The sequence below is a fragment of the Rhodoferax ferrireducens T118 genome (assembly GCF_000013605.1).
Taxonomy (GTDB): domain Bacteria; phylum Pseudomonadota; class Gammaproteobacteria; order Burkholderiales; family Burkholderiaceae_C; genus Rhodoferax; species Rhodoferax ferrireducens.
In genome coordinates this window covers 3138210-3160848 of sequence record NC_007908.1, presented here as the reverse complement: position 1 = coordinate 3160848, position 22639 = coordinate 3138210, and the positions used below count along the sequence as shown (strand labels likewise).

21 protein-coding genes and 1 pseudogene are annotated in these 22639 nt (G+C 60.1%); 18 read left to right on the top strand and 4 right to left on the bottom strand.

Translation table 11 applies throughout. From position 1 onward, the window contains the following. Window positions 1-121: 121 nt before the first annotated feature. On the top strand, window positions 122-802 hold the full coding sequence (elbB, locus tag RFER_RS14475; RefSeq protein WP_011465138.1) for an isoprenoid biosynthesis glyoxalase ElbB: 681 nt from the start codon (window positions 122-124) through the stop codon (window positions 800-802). A 153-nt stretch (window positions 803-955) separates the two neighbouring features. Here the strand turns inward: elbB and modC are convergent, their stop codons facing one another. The 3 genes from modC to modA are packed head-to-tail and all read right to left on the bottom strand — an operon-like array spanning window position 956 to window position 3527. Next, window positions 956-2065 carry a molybdenum ABC transporter ATP-binding protein gene (gene modC / locus RFER_RS14470; protein ID WP_011465137.1) on the bottom strand — a complete coding sequence of 370 codons (1110 nt, stop codon included), beginning with the start codon at window positions 2063-2065 and terminating at the stop codon, window positions 956-958. Beyond that, the gene (modB, locus tag RFER_RS14465; RefSeq protein ID WP_041790791.1) at window positions 2062-2751 is read right to left on the bottom strand and encodes a molybdate ABC transporter permease subunit; all 690 of its coding nucleotides are present in this window, start codon (window positions 2749-2751) and stop codon (window positions 2062-2064) included. Before modB ends, modC begins: the two co-directional genes overlap by 4 nt. Before the next feature lie 20 nt (window positions 2752-2771). Next, the gene (gene modA, locus RFER_RS14460; RefSeq protein ID WP_011465135.1) at window positions 2772-3527 is read right to left on the bottom strand and encodes a molybdate ABC transporter substrate-binding protein; all 756 of its coding nucleotides are present in this window, start codon (window positions 3525-3527) and stop codon (window positions 2772-2774) included. Window positions 3528-3668: 141 nt separating this feature from the next. On the opposite strand from modA, the gene RFER_RS14455 reads away from it, so the two are divergent. Then, window positions 3669-4436: a TOBE domain-containing protein gene (locus RFER_RS14455; protein ID WP_011465134.1), complete on the top strand. Its 768-nt coding sequence runs from the start codon at window positions 3669-3671 to the stop codon at window positions 4434-4436. A gap of 21 nt (window positions 4437-4457) precedes the next feature. Here the strand turns inward: RFER_RS14455 and RFER_RS14450 are convergent, their stop codons facing one another. After that, window positions 4458-5600, bottom strand: coding sequence for a helix-turn-helix domain-containing protein (locus RFER_RS14450; protein ID WP_011465133.1), 1143 nt, complete (start codon window positions 5598-5600; stop codon window positions 4458-4460). Between the two features lie 89 nt (window positions 5601-5689). On the opposite strand from RFER_RS14450, the gene RFER_RS14445 reads away from it, so the two are divergent. From RFER_RS14445 to RFER_RS14375, 16 genes and pseudogenes are all read left to right on the top strand, one after another. Continuing rightward, window positions 5690-7489 carry an ATP-binding protein gene (locus RFER_RS14445; protein ID WP_011465132.1) on the top strand — a complete coding sequence of 600 codons (1800 nt, stop codon included), beginning with the start codon at window positions 5690-5692 and terminating at the stop codon, window positions 7487-7489. Beyond that, window positions 7479-8852: a sigma-54-dependent transcriptional regulator gene (locus RFER_RS14440; protein ID WP_011465131.1), complete on the top strand. Its 1374-nt coding sequence runs from the start codon at window positions 7479-7481 to the stop codon at window positions 8850-8852. The genes RFER_RS14445 and RFER_RS14440 overlap by 11 nt, the downstream gene beginning before the upstream one ends. 226 nt (window positions 8853-9078) lie before the next feature. Then, the gene (locus tag RFER_RS14435; protein ID WP_011465130.1) at window positions 9079-9579 is read left to right on the top strand and encodes a hypothetical protein; all 501 of its coding nucleotides are present in this window, start codon (window positions 9079-9081) and stop codon (window positions 9577-9579) included. Between the two features lie 180 nt (window positions 9580-9759). Beyond that, window positions 9760-11073 (top strand): ethylbenzene dehydrogenase-related protein, encoded by a 1314-nt coding sequence (locus RFER_RS14430; protein ID WP_011465129.1) that lies wholly within the window; start codon window positions 9760-9762, stop codon window positions 11071-11073. A 259-nt stretch (window positions 11074-11332) separates the two neighbouring features. Next, complete coding sequence (locus RFER_RS14425; RefSeq protein ID WP_041790788.1) at window positions 11333-11809, top strand: 4Fe-4S dicluster domain-containing protein; 477 nt, start codon at window positions 11333-11335, stop codon at window positions 11807-11809. Window positions 11810-11821: 12 nt separating this feature from the next. Next, window positions 11822-13675 carry an aldehyde ferredoxin oxidoreductase family protein gene (locus tag RFER_RS14420; RefSeq protein ID WP_011465127.1) on the top strand — a complete coding sequence of 618 codons (1854 nt, stop codon included), beginning with the start codon at window positions 11822-11824 and terminating at the stop codon, window positions 13673-13675. 62 nt (window positions 13676-13737) lie between these two features. Beyond that, window positions 13738-15030 (top strand): NAD(P)/FAD-dependent oxidoreductase, encoded by a 1293-nt coding sequence (locus RFER_RS14415; RefSeq protein ID WP_011465126.1) that lies wholly within the window; start codon window positions 13738-13740, stop codon window positions 15028-15030. A gap of 18 nt (window positions 15031-15048) precedes the next feature. Then, entirely contained in the window at window positions 15049-15303 is a 255-nt protein-coding gene (locus RFER_RS14410; RefSeq protein WP_011465125.1) for a MoaD/ThiS family protein, read from the top strand. Window positions 15304-15361: 58 nt separating this feature from the next. Beyond that, window positions 15362-15661, top strand: coding sequence for a hypothetical protein (locus RFER_RS14405; protein ID WP_011465124.1), 300 nt, complete (start codon window positions 15362-15364; stop codon window positions 15659-15661). Window positions 15662-15802: 141 nt separating this feature from the next. Next, window positions 15803-16594 carry an alpha/beta fold hydrolase gene (locus RFER_RS14400; protein WP_011465123.1) on the top strand — a complete coding sequence of 264 codons (792 nt, stop codon included), beginning with the start codon at window positions 15803-15805 and terminating at the stop codon, window positions 16592-16594. 16 nt (window positions 16595-16610) lie between these two features. Then, window positions 16611-18233 (top strand): long-chain-fatty-acid--CoA ligase, encoded by a 1623-nt coding sequence (locus tag RFER_RS14395; RefSeq protein ID WP_011465122.1) that lies wholly within the window; start codon window positions 16611-16613, stop codon window positions 18231-18233. Window positions 18234-18570: 337 nt separating this feature from the next. After that, a complete protein-coding gene (selD, locus tag RFER_RS14390) occupies window positions 18571-19656 on the top strand; it encodes a selenide, water dikinase SelD (RefSeq protein WP_041792418.1) in 1086 nt (361 codons plus the stop codon). A gap of 62 nt (window positions 19657-19718) precedes the next feature. Beyond that, complete coding sequence (locus RFER_RS14385; protein WP_011465120.1) at window positions 19719-20366, top strand: dihydrofolate reductase family protein; 648 nt, start codon at window positions 19719-19721, stop codon at window positions 20364-20366. A gap of 39 nt (window positions 20367-20405) precedes the next feature. Further along, window positions 20406-20948, top strand: a complete 543-nt coding sequence (gene thpR, locus RFER_RS14380; RefSeq protein ID WP_011465119.1) for an RNA 2',3'-cyclic phosphodiesterase — start codon at window positions 20406-20408, stop codon at window positions 20946-20948. A 434-nt stretch (window positions 20949-21382) separates the two neighbouring features. Further along, window positions 21383-21619, top strand: a pseudogene (locus RFER_RS23535) (tyrosine-type recombinase/integrase); the annotation flags it as partial. A 17-nt stretch (window positions 21620-21636) separates the two neighbouring features. Continuing rightward, window positions 21637-22233 (top strand): hypothetical protein, encoded by a 597-nt coding sequence (locus tag RFER_RS14375; RefSeq protein ID WP_011465118.1) that lies wholly within the window; start codon window positions 21637-21639, stop codon window positions 22231-22233. Window positions 22234-22639 lie beyond the last annotated feature (406 nt).

The window sequence follows — 22639 nt, the reverse complement described above, 5'->3', positions numbered from 1 at the left end:
TGAGATGAGTGGCCGAACCGAACATTGTGCCAGCCTGACTCTTGACGACCCGCCTGGCATCTCCCTCTTGTGAAGTGGGGGTTGTGCGCAGGATAATTCGCTGATACTTCAGGAGACTTTCATGGCAAAAACCCGAAAAATCGCTGTTTTACTCGCCGGCTGCGGCCACCTTGATGGCGCTGAGGTACGCGAGGCGGTGCTCACCCTGCTGGCGCTGGATCAGCATGGCGCGGCGTTTCAGTGCATCGCGCCCAACGCGCCGCAATTCCATGTGATCAACCACATCACCGGTGAGCCGGTGGCAGGTGCGCAGCGTAACATTCTGGAAGAGTCCAGCCGCATCGCCCGCCTGGGTCAGTGTCTGGATCTGGCCAAGGCCAAGGTGGCGGACTACGACGCGCTGGTGATGCCGGGTGGCTACGGTGTGGCCAAAAATAATTGCTCGTTTGCCTTCAAGGGCGCAGATGCCGAGGTGCGCCCTGACGTGGCGGCGTTTGTGCGTGGCTTTTTTGACGCCAAGAAGCCGGTGGGTGCCATCTGTATTGCCCCTGCACTGGTGGCGCTGGCCTTGCATCAGGTGGATGACAGCGCAACATTGACTTTGGGGAACGATGCGGGTGTCGCCGCCGCCATGGGTCAGCTCGGCCAACGGCATCAGAACACGCCCAACGCACGCGAGATCGTGATTGATGAGGCGCATAAACTCGTGACCACCCCGGCCTACATGTTTGACGATGCGCGCCTGAGCGACGTGTTTGTCGGCATTGAGCGCTGCGTGGCCGAGGTGCTCAAGCGCATTTGAGGTCCAGTGCATCATGCTCTTGGTCCCAGAGCCTCTTGCAAGAATGCGCGTTACTCGATTCATTTATGGTAAATCGGCCTCTAGTCCCCGTTAAATAAGCGTGTGTAGCTATTAATTTTATAGCAATTTTCTGTCTGCCTGAAGCCGGCCGGGCTAACCCAAAATCGCCACACCTTTGATCTGGGCGTACACCGCCAAGCCGGGCACGAGCCCCAGCGTGTGCGCCGAACGCGCCGTGATGCGTGCCAGCAGGGCGCTGCCGCCCACTTCCAGCGCCACCATCACCTGGCCTGGGCCGTCAGCAGACAGGGCAAGCACCGAGGCGGGCAGGATGTTCAAAATGCTGGTGTCGGTTTGGCGCTGCAAGGTCAGGCTGGCATCACGCGCAGCCACCCGCACGCGCAAGGTTTGGCCGACGGCGGCGTTTTGACGCGGCACCACCAGATCAATACCGGCAAAACGGGTCAGGGTGAGGTGGTCGGCTTCATCATGGGAGACCACGCTGCAGTGCAGCACGGCCCCGGCGCTGTCGCCGTGCGCCAGTGGCAGGTCCAGCCGCGTCAACAGTTCGGCCGTCGGCCCGTGCGCCGTGACCTGGCCGGCCTCCAGCAGCACCAGCTGGTCGGCCAGACGCGCTACTTCATCGATGGCATGGGTGACGTAAATGACCGGGATCTCCAGCCTGCTTTGCAGCCGCTCCAAGTAGGGCAGTATCTCGGCCTTGCGCGGCGCATCCAACGCGGCCATGGGTTCGTCCAGCAGCAGCAGGCGCGGGCTCGCAGCGAGCGCGCGGGCGATGGCCACCCGTTGACGCTCGCCGCCAGAGAGTTCGTGCGGCCAGCGCTTGAGCAGGTGCGCAATGCCCAGCAGGTCCAGGGTGTGATCCCAGTTTCTGAAACGTTCTGATGCAGGCGTGCGCTTGAAGCCGTACTGCAAGTTCTCTTGCACATTGAGGTGGTCAAAGAGGCTGGCCTCCTGAAACACATAGCCCAGGGCGCGCTGGTGTACCGGTTTGAAGACCCCTTGCGCGCTGTCTTGCCACATGTCACCTTGCACGCAGACGCGGCCTTGCGCCGCGGGCTCCAAACCAGCGAGTACCCGCAAAGCGGTGGTTTTGCCTGAGCCGGACGGACCAAACAGGGCCGTGATGCCGTGACCCGCCAGCTCAAGGTCAATCTCCAGGCGAAAGTCCTGGCGTTGCAGTGCCACTTGCAAGGTCAATCCCGATGTGTCTTTGCTCGCCTGCTCCGGTCTGGTGTTCATGCGCCAGCCCCTTTGCGCTGCGCGCCGTTGTAGACATGTAATGCCAGCAACACAACAAAACTGAAGCCCAGCATGACGGCAGCCAAGCGGTGCGCGTCTGAGTACTCCATGGCCTCGACGTGGTCGTAAATCTGCACCGACACCACGCGCGTCACGCCGGGAATGTTGCCGCCCACCATCAGCACCACGCCAAATTCGCCCACGGTGTGAGCAAAACACATGATGGCGCCGGTCACAAAGCCGGGTTTGCACAGCGGCACCACCACGCTAAAAAAAACATCCAACGGTGAGGCGCGCAGGCTGGCCGCAACTTCCAGCGGGCGCGTGCCCATGTTTGCAAAAGCGTTCTGGATCGGCTGCACCATGAACGGCAGTGAGTAAAAGCTCGATGCCACCACCAGCCCGGCGAAGGTGAACGGCAGCAGACCCAGGCCCAGCGACTGCGTCCACTGCCCCACAGTGCCGTTTGGCCCCATGAACACCAGCAGATAAAAGCCCAGCACCGACGGCGGTAGCACGATCGGCATGGCCACCAGTGCGCCCATGGGTTTTTTCAACCATGACCGTGTGCGCGCCAGCCACCAGGCCAGTGGTGTGCCCAGCAGCAGCAAGATGGCAGTGGTGAACGCAGCCACTTGCAGCGTCAAACCAATCGCTTGCAGGTCAGATGAGGTGAGCAGGGCCATGGCGGAGGGTGCGCTGAATGTCAAATGTCGTACCCGTAAGAGCGAATCAGGTCTTTGATGTTGGGGCTTTGCAGCAGTTTCATCAGCGCTTGCGCCGCCGGGTTGTTGGCGCCGTGCTGCAGCAGCACGGCATCTTGCTGGATCGGACTGTACAGGGCTTGCGGAATCAACCACATGGAGCCGCCCTTGAGCTTGCCGCCTTCGAGCACTTGAGACATCGCAACAAAGCCCAGCTCGGCATTGCCGGTGTGCACAAAGTTGAAGGCCTGGCCAATGCTCTCGCCCTGCACCAGCTTCGGGGTCAGGGTCGAGGTCAAGCCCAGTCTGTCCATGACCTGCACCGCCGCTGCGCCATAGGGCGCGGTTTTGGGGTTGGCGTAAGCCACCTTGCGAAAGTTGCCGCTCTTGAGCACGTCGCCCTTGGCATCCACCTTGTTGGCATCGGCTGACCACAGGACCAGCTTGCCGGTGGCGTAACTGAAGCGGCTCCCGGGCGTGCTCAGACCATCACTTTCCAGCGCGGCGGGGGTGGCGGTGTTGGCTGCCAGCAGCACATCAAACGGCGCGCCGTTTTTGATCTGGGCATAGAGCTTGCCCGTGCTCCCCAGCGTGACCTTGAGGGTGTGTCCGGTGGTCTTTTCCAGCACAGCGGCCACTGCTTTGATGGGCTCGGCAAAGTTGGCAGCTACCGCCACCTGGGCCTGGTCGGCCAGGGTGACGGCTGAAAAGGCCAGCGCAACAGCACCAGGCGTCAGATTTTTGATGCGAAGCTTCATCGGAAAACTCCATGTGAAAACGAAAAAAGGCGCCGAAACCGAAGTCGTCAGACGCTGCAAGTGGCACCGCTATTCTAATTAGGAATAGCGAAAGCGTATAGAAATTGCGCGCCGCGACAGACGCCAGACGCTTGCAGCACAATGCCGGGCATGCGCAAAGACGTTTTTTCTATCGAGGCTCTGGGCCACGAGCCGGCCGACAAACGCATGGACATCCTGCGCTTGATAGGGAGCACCGGGTCCATCTCGGAGGCAGCCCGCCAGGCCGGGGTGAGCTACAAAGCGGCCTGGCAGGCGGTTCATACCTTGACCAATCTGGCCGGCGTGGCACTGGTGGATCGGGCGGTGGGCGGGGCGGGTGGCGGCGGAGCCAAATTGACGGCGGCAGGCGAGCAGTTGCTCGATGCTGCGCGACAGATGGACGCGGCGCGGCGCGACGTGCTGGCGCGTTTTAGCGGCGGCGCCGCGCAAGCGCTGCCAGGTGCGGGCTTGCGTACCAGCATGCGCAACAACCTGCCGTGCCGGGTGATGCAATTGACGATGTCAACACCCGGTGACCCGATGGTGCGCGTTGTTTTGGCTTTGCCGCCAAGCGTGCAAATCACCTCATCCATCACCCGTGAAAGTGCCGAGTTGCTCGGCTTGCAGCCAGGTCTGGCGGTGTTGGCGCTGTGCAAGGCGACGGCAGTGCGAATCATGGCAGGCGCTGCGCCCGCGCGTGAACACGTCAACTTGATCGCAGGCAAAGTGACACGTTTATCGCGCGGCAGCGTGCGCGACGAAGTGGTGATGAGCTTGCCGGGTGAACTGCAACTGGTGGGCTTTTCGGATCACCCCAGCCGCCTGCGCGCTGGCAGCGCGGTGACGGCCAGTGTGGAAGAAAACGCGGTGGTGCTGGCGCGGGTTTAAGGACTCGTCAAGCCCGCCCGGTCAGGTGGATTTTTGTCCCAGCTTGCGGTACACCGTGGCGCGGCTGATGCCCAAAGCGCGGGCGGCTTGCCCGACGCTGCCGCGTGCGTCGACAACCGCCTGGCGAATCATGGCGGCCTCGACGTCGCGCAGCGCCAGGGGTGGCGCGCTGGCGGGGCTCGATTGCAGCGGGTGTGTCTCGTCGGCCCGTGCGATGACTTGCGCCTGCAGGCGCAGTCCGCTCCACAGTGGCAGCTCAAGCGCGCTGCCGGGGCGTTTGGCAGCACCGAAAAGTTGCTCATAGGGAATACCAAACATCTCGCTGATATGCACGGCAACCACCCCCGCTATCGCCAGACCGGGCACCATCTGACGCGCCACCGGGTTGGCCCCAGTCACCCAGCCGTCTGCGTCCAGGCACAGGATGCCATCGGCATCCGTGCCCAGGATGTTGCCCGGCCAGTTCAGTCGCAGCAGCAAGGCGTGGGCTTGCGCGGTGACCAATGCATTTTCAATTTTGCTGGCTGACTGCACGACCAGGTGCTTGAGCTCGGGTCGCTCTTGTGCGTCAATGCCGGTCAGATCCAGCATGCCCACGCATGCGCCGTCCGGTCCAAAAAGTGGCGCACCGGCACAACTGTAGACCGAGGTGGTCTCAAAGAAATGTTCACCCCGGTGCAGCCAGACCGGTTGAAGTTCAGTCAGGGCGGTGCCAATGGCGGTGGTGCCAATGCTGCGTTCGGACAGATCGGTGCCCACCCGTGTGATCAGGTGGGCACGTGGGTCCGAGTGGTCAATAGCGCCGCTTGCATCGACCACCACGCCACAAGCGTTGGTCAGAATGGCGAAGTAGCGGGTATTGACAATGGCACGCGCGAGGTGCTCCAAAACCGGCTTGGCAGTCTGCACCAGTTGCTGGCTGGCCTCCAGCGTCCGGCGCATCTGCGGTGTGGACACCTGGCTGAATGTGGCGGCCTCGTGGTGTTGCAGCCCGAGGTCGATGCAGCGTTGCCAGGAGCGTTCAATCCAGGGCGCAATCCAGCCAGCGGGCAGCGTTGCGTGTTCCAGCAGCGCGGTGCGTCGGGCTTGCTCAATGCCTGCCAGGCGCAGGGCCGGGCTGGTGGTGCGGGGGCTGGCGACAGCAGGGTGTGATGAGTGACTCATGGTTTTCGGCAAGTGGCCAAATCTATCGCATTTTCGCGTTCTTGCGGCCTTGTCCAGAAATTGACCCAGATTCGTGCACACTCTCAGCCGTGAAACCAATCGCTCTCAGCGCCAAACCCCGACGGGTCAAGGCCACCTTCATCTGGCCGTTCGCGATCGTGCTCACCTTTATTCTGGCAGCATTCGTGGCGACCGCCTATTACCTGCAGGTGCAGGTTCGCGACCGGGCGCTGGCTGCCCGCGTGGCGGCTGTGGCGAAATTGGTGGACCAAAAGCTCAGCAAGGATACAAGTCTGATGCAGGCTGTGCTGCGCACGATGATGGGCAATCGCGCCATCGAGGCGGCTTTCGCCAGCCGTGACCGCGACGCGCTGGTGCGCGAAGCGGGACCTCTGTTTGAAACCTTGCGCGCTGACCATCGCATCACGCACCTCTACTTCAACGGTCCTGATCTGGTCAACGTGCTGCGCCTGCATAGCCCTGGCCAGTTTGGTGATCTGATTGACCGGGAAACCTCGATCAAGGCGCGGGACCAGGGTATTGCCGTGCATGGCATTGAGCTGGGGCCGCTCGGGACGCTGACCTTGCGGCTGGTCGTGCCATGGCGCAGCCAGGACCGCCTGCTGGGCTACCTCGAGATTGGCGAAGAGGTTGGCTATCTGGTGGACGAAATCCGCGACAGCCTGTCGGTCGACTTGCTGGTGATGGTGGACAAGGATCTGATCCTGCCCCAACAATGGCAGCATGGCTTGGCATTGTTCAATCGCCAAGGGAGTTGGGACCGGTTTGGCGCCCAGGTGCTGGTGGCACAGACAGCCAGTCAAGTGCCTGCCGCCCTGAACGACGGCGTTCTAGCCAGCCTGCGAGCGGGGCGTACCGCGGTGTTCGAAGACGGCCAGCGGATATTGCACCTGGCCATGTTGCCGATGGCGGATGCCGGCGGGCGCCGCATCAGCGACCTGGTGGTGATGCTCGACATTTCCGGGCTGCAGAAGACCTTTCAGATGTCGATCCTGGCGGCGACCTTGTTGAGCTTGGCGGCCGGTGTTGGTGTGTTGGGATCGTTCTACTTTGCCCTGGACCGGGTCGAGCGTGACTACCAGCGCCAGCACGATCTGGAGCACCAGTTGCTGCGCGTGGGCAGCGAACACCAGCGCATGTTGCAAATTGAAAAGCTATCGGCCTTGGGCACGATGGTGGGCGAGATTGCGCACCAACTCAACAACCCGCTGGTGGGAGTGGTCAACTTGGCGCAACTGGCCAAGCGAGAGGCGGATGACCCCCAGCGCACGCGTGAGCTGCTGACCGAGATTCATCGCGCAGGTGCGGACTGCCATGCGCTGATTCAGTCCATGTTGCGCTTTGCCAAGGTGTCAAGTTGTGAGATCCGCCCCACGTCGATGGCGCAGGTGATCGAGGAGACGGTGCTGCTGTTTCGTCAGACTGAGCGCCGACAGTTGCCGGTGGAACTGCGCTTGCCCGCGCAGGCGGTGGTCCTCACGGTGGATCCGATCCTGATCCGGCACGCGCTTTTCAATCTTCTGCTCAATGCGGCTCAAGCCACCGTCGGAGACGGTGCGATTGTCATTGCGCTTGACCGGGCCGTGCATCCGGACAGTGGCGCGCCGGGATGGCGGCTCTCGGTGACCGACCAAGGCCGGGGTATTGCCCCGGACATCCTGGAGAAGATATTTTTGCCTTTCTTTACGACCCGCCGTGACGGCACCGGCTTGGGTCTGCCGGTCGTCCAACACGTGGCGCTGCTGCACGGCGGGTATGTCAGCGCCAGCGGGCAGCCTGGTGGTGGCACGCAATTTGCAATCTGGTTGCCGGAAGACCATAAGTTATGGAAAGACAACACATCGGATCAGCTTGAACATGCTGCCTAAAATATTGGTCGTTGACGACGACCGCTACACCCGCACGCTGATTGAGCAACTGATGCGCAAGAGCGCTGAAGTGCATCTGGCCGAGAGCGGCGAGCTTGCGCGGGAATTATTTGCCGCGATTGACTTCAATCTGGTGCTGATGGATCAGCGCCTGCCCCAAGTCAAAGGGCTCGACCTGCTGCGCGAATTCCGCTTGCAACGTCCCAAACTGGTGGCCATTCTGATCACGGGCCATGCTGACGTGCGCGACGCGGTGGCCGCCGTGCGCGAAGGTTTGTTTGACTACCTGACCAAGCCGTTCGAGGATCTGGAGGCGCTGGAAGCGGTGATCGGCAAGGCGCTTGAGCTCGATCGCGCCTACCGGGAAATTGACAGCTTGCGCACCCGCCTGGCTGTTGAATCGGGTGCGCCCGACATCATCGGCCAGTCGCCGCCCATGGAGCGGCTGCTGGGTCAGGTTCGTGAGGTTGCCGCACTGGACACCACCGTGCTGCTCGAAGGTGAAAGCGGCACCGGCAAGGACGTTATCGCCAAACTGATCCACGCCTGGAGTCTGCGTTCCTCCAAGCCCTATCTCGAAGTCAACTGCGGCGGCCTGCCGGAGTCCTTGTTGGAAAGCCTGCTCTTTGGCTATGAAAAAGGCGCCTTTACCGGCGCGGCCCAGGCCAATCCCGGTTACTTCGAGAAAGCGCATGGTGGCAATCTGTTCCTCGACGAGATTGCTGACATGAGCCCCAAATTGCAGAGCAGCCTGTTGCGCGTGCTGCAGGACCGCAGCTTCTGCCGCATCGGCAGCACCAACCCGCGCAAGACGGATTTTCGCCTGATCTGCGCCACCAATCGTCCGCTCGCCGGCGAGGTCAAGGCAGGACGCTTCCGCGAGGATCTCTACTACCGCATCAACGTGGTCGCGCTCAACCTGCCGCCGCTGCGTGAGCGTGGCGACGACATCGTCCGCCTGGCGGTGCACTTTCTGGATCGCTACAACACCAAGTTTGGCAAGGATTGCGGCCCCTTCACACCGGCAGCAGTCCGCGCTTTGGAGGCCTGCCGCTGGCCCGGCAACGTGCGCGAATTGCAGCATTGCATTGAACGTGTCGTTGCGCTTCAACCCGGCGGCGTCATTGACGCGAGTCACCTCAGTCCGACCTGCGATTTCCTGCCCGAGCTTGACCCGCAGGACAAGACCACAGCCTTGCCAACACTCGCTTACCAGGAGGCACGGACCGAGTTTGAGCGCGACTATATGCGGCGTCTGCTTGAAGCGGCCGGCGGCAATATGTCGGAGGCGGCCCGTTGCAGCGGCATTCCGCGCCAGAATCTTTATGTGCGGATGAAACGCTGGGGTTTTGTCATTGATTAGTGACAGCTGTCAATATTTGGTGACAGTCTGGGGTCGAGTGTTTCTCTCAGATCCACCAAAATCCCTTGTTTCTCGAATCCAATTCACCTTGGCATGACATATGCGTTTGTGAAACCAACTCTACCAATACCCAGTCATTTGGACTCCTCTGTGAAATGGCTTTTTGTTGTAGCGTTAAACGTCCGTGATGGACGGTATTCATCAACACGTACTCAAAAGGAAATGTATGTCGACGAAGAAAAGCAAACTCTTGCTGGCGGGCGTCATGCTCGCGATCACGGGTGGGGCGTTTGCCGCCACCGATGCTGACACGCAAGCGCAACTCGATGCGATCAAGGGTGCAATACCAAAATTCGCCGTTCCCATGCGCGAAGTCGGTGATCGCTTTCAGAACATGTACTTTGCCGCGAAAGACGGCAACTGGGCGCTCGCCGCCTACATGTCGAAGTACATGAACGGCGCCATGAATCCGGCCAAGTTGACAAAGGCAGAGGAATACAAGACATGGAAGAGTTTTTACGAAGGAAAATTTGCGGCGGTGGACAAGACAATTCAGGCGAAGGACTTGAATGGGTTTGAAGCGGCTTACACCAAGGTGATCGACGATTGCAACAGCTGCCACAAGAAGATGGACTACCCCTTTATCAAGGTCGTCAAGATGAAGGCACCGGCTGATATCGGCATCGACTACACGGTCAAGTCAGAACCGGGTGACGTGCCGAAGTAAACGATCACCGGCCGAAGCCCGATTCAAATCGGGCGCTTCAGGCTGCCGTGTGCAGCGGATTGCCCGGTGTGCCAGATCTGGCACAAAAGGAAGAAAGTCAATACAGAGCAACCCCGTGGTCTGCCGCAGGTTTGCTCTGTATTTTTTTGATGATTTAGAGATAAGCAAAAAGGATTTGGAATGAAAAACCTGAAATTAATACCCGTCGCATTCAGCGCAGCCATGCTGTTGACGGTATCAGTACCGGTATCTGCGGCCGATCCGGCCAACATTGACTGGGCCAAGGTCCCGACGGCCAACATCACGCTGTTTTACCCAGGACAGTCTTCCTATGAATGGTTGCGCAGCAAGGCCCATGGTGGCGCTCGAAAAGTCGCGCTCGGTACCGCTTGCGCCTATTGTCATGACGAAGCTGACGCTGAAAAGGACTTGGGTACCAAGCTGGTCAAGGCCGGTCCCTTGGAGCCCGTGCCGGTTGCCGGGAAAAGTGGCTACAAAGACCTGAGTGTGCAAGCCGCCTATGACGCCAAGAATCTTTACCTGCGCTACGAATGGAAGACAGACCAACCCTTTCCAGGCACCGAGCACCAGTACCTGCGTTTTGACGGCAAGGAGTGGAAGGTTTGGGGTTTCCCGAAACTGGACAAAGTGGTGCAGGACGGCAAACAGCCTGGCATCTACGAAGACCGCATGTCGATCATCATTGACGACGGCAAGGTGGCTGGTTTTGCCCAGCAGGGCTGCTGGTTGACCTGCCATGATGGCCAACGTGACATGCCCAAGCAGTTCACCAAGGAAGAAGTCGCCGCCAATCCGATGTTGACTGCCATCAAGAAGGGCGATGTACGCAAATATCTGCCCGATAGCCGCACCGACCCGCTCGACTGGAAAACCGGCAAAACGGTGGAAGAACTTGCCAAGCTCAAGGGCGAAGGCAAATTTGTCGACCTGATCCAGTGGCGTGCCCACCGCAGCCACGCCGTCGGCATGGCCGACGATGGTTATGTGATGGAGTGGCGCTTGAGCGATGCCGGCAAAGACATGTTTGGCGGCAATGCGGACGCCAAAACCCACGAGCCCAAGTTCATGTGGGACGCAAAGAAAGTCGGTTACAAATCGATCACGGCCGACCAGTTGCGCAAGGGTGATCATTTCCTGATCCGCGAGCAAAATGCCGTGCCGTTTGACCCGACTGCTGGTTGGAAAGAGGGCGACATGATTCCTGACTATGTCGTCAGCCGTGAAGACGCCAAGGGCTCGGCGGCCGACAACAACGCCATTGCCTCCTGGAAGGATGGAAAGTGGACTGTGGTGCTGGTGCGCCCGCTGGGCTTGACCAATGCGGATGACAAGTCTTTGAAGGCTGGCAGCGTGTACAACGTGGGCTTTGCCATTCATGACGACAACATCACCACCCGTGGGCATCAGGTTTCGTTTGTCAAAACCTTGGGTATCGGCGCCAAGGCTGACATTGAGGCTGTGAAACTGCCGTAATTTCTTTTCACGTAACTCAAACGCCACCGCGGGGGTCCTCCTTGCGGTGGCGTTTCTTTTTAATTTTCAAAGGGCCGGTCATCGGGTCGCGCGCCTTCGCCGTCTCCCCTGTTGCAATTTGAGAATTTCGTGATATTCAGCATGACGAGTTAGGGTTTTCCCTAGGTATCAAGTGCCCCGGACGCCTAACAATGGCTATGTATTTCATTTCATAGGCAAGGCATTGCATCAGGCGTGCCGTTACCCCAAGGAGACACACATGCAAAAGGTGTTGCACATCAACGCAGACAAGTGCACCGGTTGTCTGCAGTGCGAAATGGCTTGTGCTTTTGACAATTACGGCACTTTCGCCACCGCCAAATCCCGAATCAAGGTTTTTGACTTTCACCACACCGGCAAGAAAGTGCCCTACACCTGCACGCAATGCGATGAGGCGTGGTGCCTGCATGCCTGCCCGGTCGAGGCCATTACGGTGGACAAGCTGACCGGCGCCAAGGTGGTGAACGAGACCACCTGCGTTGGCTGCAAGGTCTGCACCATTGCCTGCCCGTTTGGCACCATCAACTATGTGCAGGAGACCGGCAAAGTGCAGAAATGCGACTTGTGCGGCGGCGAGCCGGCCTGTGCTGACGCTTGCCCTACCGGCGCCATCACCTTCATTGACGCCAACTGGACCGGCTTGGGCAAGATGGCTCAATGGGCCGACAAGCTTGGCAATCAACCCACCGCCGCTTAAGGAGCACGCATCATGTCATGGGCTGGAAAAATCCTCCGCGTTAACTTGACCGCGGGCACCGTCAAGTCTGAACCCCTCAACATGGAATGGGCACAGGCCTACATCGGTTCACGCGGCCTGGGCACCAAGTACCTGGTCGAGGAAGTGGATGCCACGGTTGACCCACTTTCTGCCGACAACAAGATCATCTGGGCCACCGGCCCGCTGACCGGCACCATGGCCTCCACCGGAGGCCGCTACACGGTGATCACCAAAGGTCCGCTGACTGGCGCCATTGCCTGCTCCAACTCGGGCGGCTACTGGGGTGCCGAATTCAAGATGGCTGGCTGGGACATGGTCATTTTTGAAGGCAAGAGCGCCAAACCCGTCTTTTTGTACGTCAATGACGACCTGGCCGAGCTGCGTGATGCCTCCCACCTGTGGGGCAAGAGCGTCTGGGAAACTGAAGAAATCATCAAGAAGGGCCTGCAAGACCCGCTGACTCGCGTGTCCTCCATTGGCAAGGCCGGAGAAAACGGCGTGCTGTTTGCCGCCGTGGTCAACGACTTGCACCGTGCTGCCGGTCGCTCCGGCGTCGGCGCGGTCATGGGCAGCAAAAACCTCAAGGCGATTGCCGTGCGCGGTACCAAAGGCGTGGGCAACATCCGTGACCCGAAAGCTTTCATGGCAGCGACCAAAGCCGCCAAAAAAATCCTGGCCGAAAACGGCGTCACCGGCACCGGCCTGCCCGCCATGGGCACCCAGGTGCTGATGAGTGTGATCAACGAAATTGGTGCTTTGCCTACCCGCAATCACCAGGAAGTGCAGTTCGAAGGTGCCAAGGACATTGGTGCGGAGGCCATGGCAACACCGCGCAAAACGGATGGCAAAAAGCAGTTGGTGACCAACCAGGCCTGTTTTGGCTGCACCATTGCCTGCGGGCGCATCAGCAAGATGGATGAAGGCCACTTCACCATCGAGAACAAGCCTCAATACCGCGGTGCCAACGGTGGTCTGGAATACGAGGCCGCCTGGGCGCTGGGTGCTGCCAATGGTGTGAATGACCTGGAAGCTCTGCAATACGTCAACTTGCTGTGCAACGAAGAAGGCATTGACCCCATCACCTTTGGCGCAACGATTGGTGCGGTGATGGAGCTCTACGGCATGGGGATACTCACCAAAGAACAGCTCGGCATTGAAGCACCCTTTGGCTCCGCCCGTGCGGTGGCCTTCCTGGCCGAAGAAACGGTCAACGGCCGTGGTTTTGGCAAGGAAATTGCCATGGGTTCCAAACGCCTGACGGCCAAGTATGGTCACCCGGAACTCAGCATGAGCAGCAAGGGTCAGGAGTTCCCGGCCTATGACAGCCGTGCCATCCAGGGTATTGGCCTGGCGTATGCCACCAGCAACCGCGGTGGCTGCCACTTGCGCGGCTACACCATCGCATCAGAAGTTCTGGGGATCCCGGTCAAGACCGATCCGCTCGAATCCAAAGGCAAGCCCGAGCTGGTCAAGGCCTTCCAGGATGCCACCGCTGCGTTTGACTCGGCTGGCGTGTGCATCTTCACCACCTTTGCCTGGGGCCTGCAAGACCTGTCACCGCAAATGCAGGGTGCCTGCGGTGAGCAGTACACCATTGAAGAGCTGGCAAAAATTGGTGAACGCATCTGGAACATGGAGCGCGAGTTCAACAACCGTGCCGGCTTCACCAAAGCCGACGACAGCCTGCCACCGCGTTTGACCAGCGTTGAGGGTGCCTGCAAGACCGGTCCGGCGAAAGGCAAGTTCAATGAGTTGGCCACCATGCTGCCGCTTTACTATGAAGCGCGTGGCTGGGATACTGAGGGGCGCCCAACGGCCGCCACACGGGAACGCCTGAGCTTGTAAACGTCGTCCCTGCCACCTAACATGACGGCTCTGCAAAGAGCCGTTTTTTTCTGGAGAATCTCATGACCCATCACGTCATCCTCGGCGCCGGCCCGGCCGGTGTCATTGCCGCTGAAACCATTCGCAAGCTCAGTGCCCAGGACAGCATCACGGTGATCGGTGATGAGCCGGAGCCGTCTTACTCGCGCATGGCCATTCCCTACCTGTTGATGGGCAATATCGACGAACGTGGCACTTATCTGCGCAAAAGTCCGACACATTTTGAAGACTTGAAGATAAAAGTGCTTCAGGCCCGCGTGCAGTCTGTACAGTCAGCTACAAAAACAATAGCGTTTACGAGTGGTGAAACGCTCAGTTATGACACCTTGTTGATCGCCACCGGCTCGCATCCGGTGAGCCCGCCCATTCCTGGCATCCAGTCCGAAGGGGTTCACACCTGCTGGACGCTGGCTGATGCACGTGCTATTTGCCTGCGGGCCAAGCCGGGTGCGCGCGTGCTGCAACTCGGCGCTGGTTTTATCGGCTGCATCATCATGGAAGCGCTGACGGCGCGCGGTGTACACCTGAGCGTGGTTGAAATGGGCGACCGCATGGTGCCGCGCATGATGGGCCCGACGGCGGGCGGCATGATCCGCGACTGGTGCGAGTCCAAGGGAGTTGAGGTCTTTACCGGCACCCGGGTCGAGTCGATTGAACCCGGCACCCCTTTGAACGTGAAGCTGTCCAATGGCACCACCATGCAGGCCGATCTGGTCATCAGCGCCGCAGGGGTGCGCCCGGCGATTGGTTTTCTGGAACATTCCGGCATTACCTGTCTGCTGGGGGTGTTGACCGATGAACACCTGCAAACCAATGTGCCCGGCGTTTTTGCTGCAGGCGACTGCGCCGAGGCCTTTGACAAGGTCAGCGGCAAGACCATGGTCAGCGCCATCCAGCCCAACGCCGCCGAGCAGGCGCGCATCGCTGCCGCCAACATGGTCGCGTTCGCGCAGGGCAGGCCGGCGCAGGCCGACCTCAGTGGCGTGACGCAAATCAACGTGCTCGACACCCTGGGCCTGATCTCGGCCAGCTTTGGCGACTGGCAGGGTACGCCGGGCTGCGACCATGTGGAGCTGACCGACAAGGCCTCCGGCCGCCACCTGAGCCTGCGTTTTCAGGATGATGTGATGGTGGGCTGCAACGCGGTTGGCTGGACCGAGCACATCGGCGTGATGCGCGGCCTGGTTGAAGGCCAGATCAAGCTGGGGGCCTGGAAAGACAAGCTGATGCAAGACCCCACCCGCCTGGTGGAAGCCTACCAAGCCTCGGCGCTGGGGCAGGGCGACTGGTCGGGTGCCGATGCGCGCAAGCGCTAAGCGGACAGGTGACAGGGCATGAAGATTACCCTCAAGTTGTTTGCGTCGCTGACCGACTATCTGCCTGCAGAGGCCAAGTACACCAACTTCGTGGCGCTGGACATTGCGCGGGAGACCACCATTGGCCAGCTGGTCGACCAGTATCAGCTGCCGGCGAAGCAGGTGCACCTGGTGCTGGTCAATGGCACTTACATCGCGCCAGACAAACGCGCGAACCAAACCCTGGCCGAGGGCGATGTGCTGGCCATCTGGCCACCGATTGCCGGTGGCTGATTTTTATATAGAAAATTGGCCTCTAGCCCCCGAACCATGAGCGCAAGTCGCTATCAAAATGCAATCGTTTTACGCCGAAATATTTGAGCGCGAAATGGGCTGTACCGAGGCCGAGTGGCTGATGTGGCTGCCCCGGGCCATTGGCGACCATCACTGGAAACTGCAGGCCAAATCCGCTGGCGTGCGCATCGGTGACGGCGCGCTGGGTCTGAAATGGCAGGTGGCCGCACCGCGTGTGATCGGCCTGGTCAGCATCCCGGTGTTGCAGGTCAGCTTCCGTTTTGCCGGGCTCGATGAGGCCCGGCGTTACACCTTCATGAAGCGCTTCGACCTGTACATGCAGCGCGGCGGCGGCTAGGTTCTTCAGGGCTGGCCGGCCGAATCAATCATGGCGTTGTCTCCCTTTTGTCGCTGACGTTACCGGACCGGGTTGACCGGAAAATCCGGGCGTCATAGGATGCCCGCGGCACCATCTTTGAACAATAAAACAGGAGACTTCATGCCTTACGCCCAGGTCAATGGCCAGAACCTTTACTTCGAGGACAGCGGCGGCGCTGGCCCGGCCCTCATCTTTTCCCATGGCTTGCTGATGGACAGCAGCATGTTTGCACCGCAGGTGGCCGCGCTCAAGTCCCGCTACCGCTGCATCGTGTGGGATGAGCGCGCACACGGCCAAACCGCCACCGGAGCCTGCGCCCCTTTCAGCTACTACGACTCCGCGAATGACCTGGCCGCTTTGCTGGCACATCTGGGTGTCGGGCAGGCCGTGCTGGTCGGCATGTCACAAGGCGGCTACCTGTCGCTGCGCTGCGCGCTGACGCATCCGGAAATCGTGCGTGCGCTGGTCCTGATCGACACGCAGGCCAAGACGGAAGACCCGGCCAAAATGCCCGCCTACCAAGCCATGCTCCAGGACTGGGCCGTCAACGGCCTCTCGGACCAGACCGCCACGACCATCGAAACCGTCATCCTGGGTGAGCAGTGGCCGGGTGCAGCCGTGTGGCGCGAAAAATGGAAAAAGACCGCACCCGCCGATTTGTTGCAGAGTTTTCAGACGCTGGGCACCCGCGATGACATCAGCGATCAGATCGGGCGCATTGCTGTTCCCACGCTGGTACTCCACGGCGGCAGTGACCGTGCGATCGAGCTCCCGCGCGCCAAGGCCATGGCCGATGCCATGCCCAACGCCCGGCTCATCGTGGTGCCGGGAGCCGGACACGCCTCAAACCTCACCCACCCGCAAGCAGTCAATCCGGCGATCGAGTCGTTTTTGGCCACCCTCAAGCTTTAATCAGGAGATATTGACCATGCTTCAACCCGGCCTCATGATGGACCGCCCCCTTCTTATTTCTGATGTCATCGAACATGGCGCGGCCCAGTTTGGCGACGTCGAGGTTGTCTCGCGTGAAACGCACGGACCGCTGTTTCGCTACACCTATGCCCAGTGCGCCGCGCGTTCGCGCAAACTGGCCCATGCCCTCAAGAGTCTGGGACTGGAAGCCGGCAGCGCGGTCGGCTCCATCGCCTGGAACAACCACCGCCATCTGGAGGCCTACTTTGCGGTCTCCGGCAGCGGCATGGTGATGCACACCTGCAACCCGCGCCTGCAGGCCCAGCAGCTCATCTACATCATCAACCACGCCGAAGACGCGGTGATGTTGTTTGACGCCACTTTTGCGCCCCTGGTCAAAGGGATCGCCGCGCACTGCCCCAAAGTCAAAGCCTGGGTTTGCCTGAGCGACGTGGCCAACATGGCAGCGGTTGAGGGGGTGAGCAATGTGCTGTGCTACGAGGAGCTGATTGCCCCGCACAGCGAGCAGTTTGACTGGCCGCAATTTGACGAGCGCACCGGCGCCGCCCTGTGCTACACCTCGGGCACCACCGGCAACCCCAAGGGCGCGTTGTACTCGCACCGCGCGATTGTGCTCAACGCCATGTCGGGCTGCCTGCCCGGCATTCTGTCGCTCTCGCCCCGAGACACGGTGCTGCCGGTGGTGCCCATGTTTCACATCAATGCCTGGTGCATTCCCTACGCCGCGCCGATCGGCGGCTCGCGGCTGGTCTTGCCCGGCCCGCGTCTGGACGGCGCCAGCCTGTATGAACTGATGGAAACCGAGCGCGTGACGGTGAGCGCCGGTGTGCCCACCATCTGGCTCGGTCTGATGCAGCATGTGGAGCAACACGGCCTGCGCTTTTCCAGCATGCGCCGCACGGCGGTGGGCGGCTCGGCCATGCCCGCGTCCTTGATTGCCAAATTTGCCGACGACTACGGCGTCGAGGTGCGCCACGGCTGGGGCATGACCGAGACCACGGCCGCCACCACCATGAGTTGCCTGACACCCAGGGACCTGGAGCTGAGCCCGGCGCAGCAGCACGCGACAATAGCCCGCCAGGGCAAGTCGGTGTTTGGCGCCGAGATCAAGATCGTGGATGAGGCCGGTGCCACCTTGCCGCGCGACGGCGTGTCGCAAGGCGAACTGATGGTGCGCGGACAGTGGATCGTGACCGGCTATTACAAGGGGGATCGCTCACCGCTGGTCGATGGCTGGTTCCCCACTGGCGACATTGCCACCATCGACGCCCACGGCGTCATGCAGATCCGCGACCGCGCCAAAGACGTGATCAAGACCGGTGGCGAGTGGATCAGTTCGATTGATCTGGAAAGCGCCGCGATGGGCCACCCGGCAGTGGCGATGGCGGCCGTCATCGGCGTCAAACACCCCAAGTGGGATGAACGCCCGTTGCTGTTCATCGTGCGCAAGCCGGGCAAGGCGGTGGAACGCGAAGAAATTCTGGCGTTTCTCACCGAGCGCGTGGCCAAGTGGTGGGTGCCGGATGATGTCGTTTTTCTCGACGCACTGCCGGTCGGCGGTACCGGCAAAGTGCAGAAGGGCGATTTGCGCAAGCAGTACGGCGGCGTGTTCAGTTAAACCGCGTTTGTGCCGGAGGGGGCTGTCGCTGTGCTGGTTTATATAAAACTGGCCTGCAGCCCCCGTCAATCATGCATTTATTGCTATAAATAATATAGCTTAAGTCGCGTTTGATTCGCGGCGCCCGTTAGCGGCGCGGTGGAAGGCTGACTCAAACGCCGACGCCTTGTGGCAGGCGTTCTTTGAAATACCCCCATCACCGACAGTTTTTGGTATTTTCTTATGATGCGGCATGAGCCCACAACCGCAAAATAGAGCCCGCGGACCATGGCGTCGCGCCCGGTCCGGGTTGCTGGACTCTGAAACACATGACTTGAAGCTTCAACAGGAAAAAAACTTGACCACCTCACTCACCCCAAGCCCTGCGACCACCCCACCCAAGCAGCCGCGCCTCACCAGCCTGTCCCATGGCGGCGGCTGCGGCTGCAAGATTGCGCCTGGTGTCCTGTCTGAAATCCTCAAGGGCATCACCGCCATGCCGATCCCGAAGGAGCTGATGGTGGGCATCGAGACCGCCGATGACGCAGCTGTCTACCGGCTTAACGACGAGCAGGCCCTGATCGCCACCACCGACTTCTTCATGCCGATCGTCGACGACCCGTTTGACTTTGGCCGCATCGCCGCCACCAACGCCATCTCCGACGTCTATGCCATGGGCGGCAAGCCGATTCTGGCGCTGGCCCTGGTCGGCATGCCGATCAACGTGCTGTCCACCGAGACCATCGCCAAAATCCTCGAAGGCGGCGCCTCGGTCTGTCGTGCCGCCGGTATCCCGATCGCCGGTGGCCACACCATCGACTCGGTCGAGCCTATTTACGGCTTGGTGGCCCTCGGTCTGGTGCACCCCAGCCGCGTGAAGCGCAATGCCGATGCCCAAGTGGGCGACAGGCTGATTTTGGGCAAGCCGCTGGGCGTGGGCATTTTGTCGGCGGCGCTTAAAAAGGAAAAACTGGATGGACCCGGCTACGCCCAGATGATCGCCGTCACGACCCAGTTGAACACCCCCGGCCCCGAACTGGCCGCGCTCAGCGGCGTGCACGCCATGACCGACGTCACCGGTTTTGGCCTGGCCGGCCACGCGTTGGAACTTGCACGCGGAGCACACTGCACGGTGCAAATCGACTGGGCGCGGGTGCCGCTGCTGGCCGGTGTGCGTGAGCTGGCGTTGCAGGGCATTGTCACCGGCGCTTCCGGGCGCAACTGGACCGCTTATGGGCAGGAGATTGCCTTGCCCACCGGCTTTGCCGAGGTTGACCAAGCGCTCCTGAGCGACCCGCAAACCAGCGGAGGCCTGCTGGTGTCGTGCGCCCCTGCGGCGGTGGACGCGGTGCTGGCCATTTTCAGGCAGCATGGGTTTGATGCGGCCTGCGAGATTGGCGAGATCACGGCCGGGGCGGGGACCCCGAAGCTGCAGTTGCGTTGAGGGGCCTGGGGGCGTGTCGCCCCACAGGGAAAGGCAACCCTATTTCTACCAGGGGAACGACCATGTCAAAGCTGCGTGTAGAGAGTTTCACCATTTCCATCGACGGATTTGGTGCAGGACCGAACCAGAATCTTGAGAATCCTCTCGGAGCTGGGGGGCCGGCACTACACCAGTGGGCATGGCCGACCAAGACGTTTCGGACCCTGTTTGGACATGACGGCGGCACAACCGGCACCGACGAAGAATTTGCTGCCCGTGGTTTTCGGAACATAGGCGCGTGGATCATGGGTCGGAACATGTTCGGACCGATTCGCGGGCCATGGCCTGATATGAATTGGAAAGGTTGGTGGGGAGACAATCCACCGTATCACACCCAGGTGTTTGTATTGACCCACCACCCCCGCGAGTCGATCACCATGGATGGCGGTACTACTTTTCACTTTGTCACCGACGGCATTTTCAGCGCATTGGCGCGTGCCAGACAAGCGGCCAACGGGCTCGATGTTCGGCTTGGCGGGGGCGTGGCGACGATTCAGCAATACCTGCGTGCCGGCTTGGTTGACGAAATGCACATTGCAGTCGCGCCCATCCTGCTCGGCTCCGGCGAGCGCCTGTTCGCCGATCTCAACATGCTGTCGCTTGGGTACCAATGTGCCGAACATGCAGCCTCATCCAATGCCACCCATCTGGTGATCAAGAAGAAGATGTAGCCTGATACTGCAGTTTCCTTGGACTATTGGAACGCAAGCATGGACCGTGGCAAACCCCTGATCACCCGAACCCAGCGCCTCTTTCTGGCGCTTTGGCCCGATGAGGATGTTCAAGGGCAACTGGTCGCACATGCCAGGCAATGGACCTGGCCCGCTGGATGTGTGCAATCCGCGCCAGCAAACTGGCATATCACCCTGCATTTCATCGGCAACGTGGATGCCGATCGTGTGGCAGCCATCCTGGCCAGCGCAGATGTGCCGTTCCAGCCATTCGAGTTGGTTCTGGATCAGCCCAGGCTCTGGCCGCACGGATTGGCGGTACTTGGCACGACAGAGGTGCCCATGCCCTTAAGGGCGCTGTACGAGCGGCTTGGGTACGCGCTGCGCGGGCTTGATCTTGCGGTCGAGACCCGACCCTATCAGCCCCATGTCACATTCGCGCGGCGTGCGGGTGCTGCGATCCCGCCGGCGGCACCTGCGCCCGTGGTGTGGTGGGTACGGGGTTTTGTGCTGGTCGTCTCAACGGGGGATAGGGCGCAACCCTACCGCGCGCTTCGCCAGTACGCTGACGGTACCGAATAGTTCAGCTTAATGACTCTCACCGGCATCGTTGTTGTACTGTCAGTGATTGATTTACCAAAGAAAAAAGCCGCTAACTGTATGTCGTTAGCGGCCTTCGTCAGGGGATATGGTGGGCTGGCGTCAATTGAATGATGGCTTGAAACCCGCATGGATACTGACTTCTTGATTTTTAATAAACGATTTGTTCCCCCGGCTGTTCCCCCGACTTGTTATTGCTATCCAAAAAAGTCGAAAGATAACCGGCCGATCTTTTGATCGTCTTCTGAACTGAAAAAGTGCCGTCTTCGTTCTCTTAGCTTGTTGCAGTTTCGCTACGGTGCCCGTCTCTCGGACGCGCCCATCTCTGTCATGGAGGTCGCCCCCACCAGAACGGCCCCTAAGCGCATTTCCCGATGCAGGGCAGGGCAAGGTGCCAGACGGCGCTCGCTGATGGTCGGGCTGGGATTCAAGATTTTCGGTGGCATGACCTGCGGCACACCTTTGCCACTTGGCATCGTGAGGCTGGCACCCGAACGCATGAGTTACAGCGCCTAGGTGGCTGGAAGACGCAGTCGATGGTGGAGCGCTATGCTCCTGTCGCGCCAGAGGGGCTTCAGGTTGCGGCTTCCCGCCTTGACTGGTTGCTTCGAGGTGACCGTTTGACAGCGCAAGGACATAATGCCAGTCAATAAGATTTAGGGAGTGGTTCGTGGAATTTGTCCAGCTATACGCAAAAGAGATCGTTTCGCTGCTTGTGCCGGTCATCACCTGGGCTCTGAACAGGTCGCAACGTGGTGATGCGAAGCTGATTCGGGGGGTCCGTCACGCGCATACGTTTTTGATCAATCAACCTTTGGTTGACGCGGCCGGTGTTCTTATTGCGCCGTCGCAACTTGCGCGGACTGCGTCAGTGGTTGTGCACAACGTTGGGCGAAAGTCTGCGACAAATTTAGAACTAGTCTTTAACTTCAAACCGATGTGTGTGAACTTTTGGCCTTTGCGTAGCAAAACCGAAAAAGTTCAAGAAGATGGTCGTGTTGCCTACGTTTTCGATAGTCTTGCCCCTGGAGAGTTCGTGGGGTTCGAATTGTTATCAGTCAATCAAGATCTACCGGCGCTGGTAAATGCTCGTTGTGATCAAGGCGTGGCCAATGAAGTGGCACTGGTTCAGAACCCAGCACTGGCACTTTGGAAGCGTCAAATACTGATGGGTCTTGTTTTTGTTGGAATTGCGTCGACCGCGTATCTGCTGCTGCTGATCGTGCAATTCTTGGTCTTGAAGACGCCTGCCGTCCTAGGTTCTTGATTTGGAGGTTTGGTTTTCTAGGTTGATAATCAACCCAAGTTACGCGTTAGTTATATGAAAAAGCCCCTAACCATGACAGCTAGGGGCCTTTGCATTTGGTGCCGGAGAGATGAATCGAACGCCCGACCTTCTCATTACGAAGCCAACGTTCAGTGAACCTTGCCCTCAACGCGCAGGCCCTGACCGACAACGGCATCAAGCGCCAAACCGCGAGTCACTATCAAGCCTTAGTGAACGTGACGCCAGGATGTCGGGGCCATCGCCACCCGCATTTCAAATGCGATTGGGCCAATGGTGCTCATAACCTATTCAATCAACAAAAAAACCCAGCCCATCGCTGTGTCATGGTGATGGGGCGCATCAGAACGGCCCACAGGCGCGTTTTGCGATGCTGGGCAAGGCAAGG

Excerpts from the sequence above, each read along its gene's own strand:
- RFER_RS14430 (WP_011465129.1), top strand. The coding sequence starts at position 9,760 with ATGAAAAACCTGAAATTAATACCCGTCGCATTCAGCGCAGCCATGCTG.
- modB (WP_041790791.1), bottom strand. The coding sequence starts at position 2,751 with ATGGCCCTGCTCACCTCATCTGACCTGCAAGCGATTGGTTTGACGCTG.
- RFER_RS14420 (WP_011465127.1), top strand. The coding sequence starts at position 11,822 with ATGTCATGGGCTGGAAAAATCCTCCGCGTTAACTTGACCGCGGGCACC.
- RFER_RS14435 (WP_011465130.1), top strand. The coding sequence starts at position 9,079 with ATGTCGACGAAGAAAAGCAAACTCTTGCTGGCGGGCGTCATGCTCGCG.
- RFER_RS14455 (WP_011465134.1), top strand. The coding sequence starts at position 3,669 with ATGCCGGGCATGCGCAAAGACGTTTTTTCTATCGAGGCTCTGGGCCAC.
- elbB (WP_011465138.1), top strand. The coding sequence starts at position 122 with ATGGCAAAAACCCGAAAAATCGCTGTTTTACTCGCCGGCTGCGGCCAC.
- RFER_RS14450 (WP_011465133.1), bottom strand. The coding sequence starts at position 5,600 with ATGAGTCACTCATCACACCCTGCTGTCGCCAGCCCCCGCACCACCAGC.
- RFER_RS14385 (WP_011465120.1), top strand. The coding sequence starts at position 19,719 with ATGTCAAAGCTGCGTGTAGAGAGTTTCACCATTTCCATCGACGGATTT.
- modA (WP_011465135.1), bottom strand. The coding sequence starts at position 3,527 with ATGAAGCTTCGCATCAAAAATCTGACGCCTGGTGCTGTTGCGCTGGCC.
- RFER_RS14400 (WP_011465123.1), top strand. The coding sequence starts at position 15,803 with ATGCCTTACGCCCAGGTCAATGGCCAGAACCTTTACTTCGAGGACAGC.
- RFER_RS14425 (WP_041790788.1), top strand. The coding sequence starts at position 11,333 with ATGCAAAAGGTGTTGCACATCAACGCAGACAAGTGCACCGGTTGTCTG.
- RFER_RS14405 (WP_011465124.1), top strand. The coding sequence starts at position 15,362 with ATGCAATCGTTTTACGCCGAAATATTTGAGCGCGAAATGGGCTGTACC.
- RFER_RS14410 (WP_011465125.1), top strand. The coding sequence starts at position 15,049 with ATGAAGATTACCCTCAAGTTGTTTGCGTCGCTGACCGACTATCTGCCT.
- thpR (WP_011465119.1), top strand. The coding sequence starts at position 20,406 with ATGGACCGTGGCAAACCCCTGATCACCCGAACCCAGCGCCTCTTTCTG.
- RFER_RS14415 (WP_011465126.1), top strand. The coding sequence starts at position 13,738 with ATGACCCATCACGTCATCCTCGGCGCCGGCCCGGCCGGTGTCATTGCC.
- RFER_RS14395 (WP_011465122.1), top strand. The coding sequence starts at position 16,611 with ATGCTTCAACCCGGCCTCATGATGGACCGCCCCCTTCTTATTTCTGAT.
- modC (WP_011465137.1), bottom strand. The coding sequence starts at position 2,065 with ATGAACACCAGACCGGAGCAGGCGAGCAAAGACACATCGGGATTGACC.
- RFER_RS14440 (WP_011465131.1), top strand. The coding sequence starts at position 7,479 with ATGCTGCCTAAAATATTGGTCGTTGACGACGACCGCTACACCCGCACG.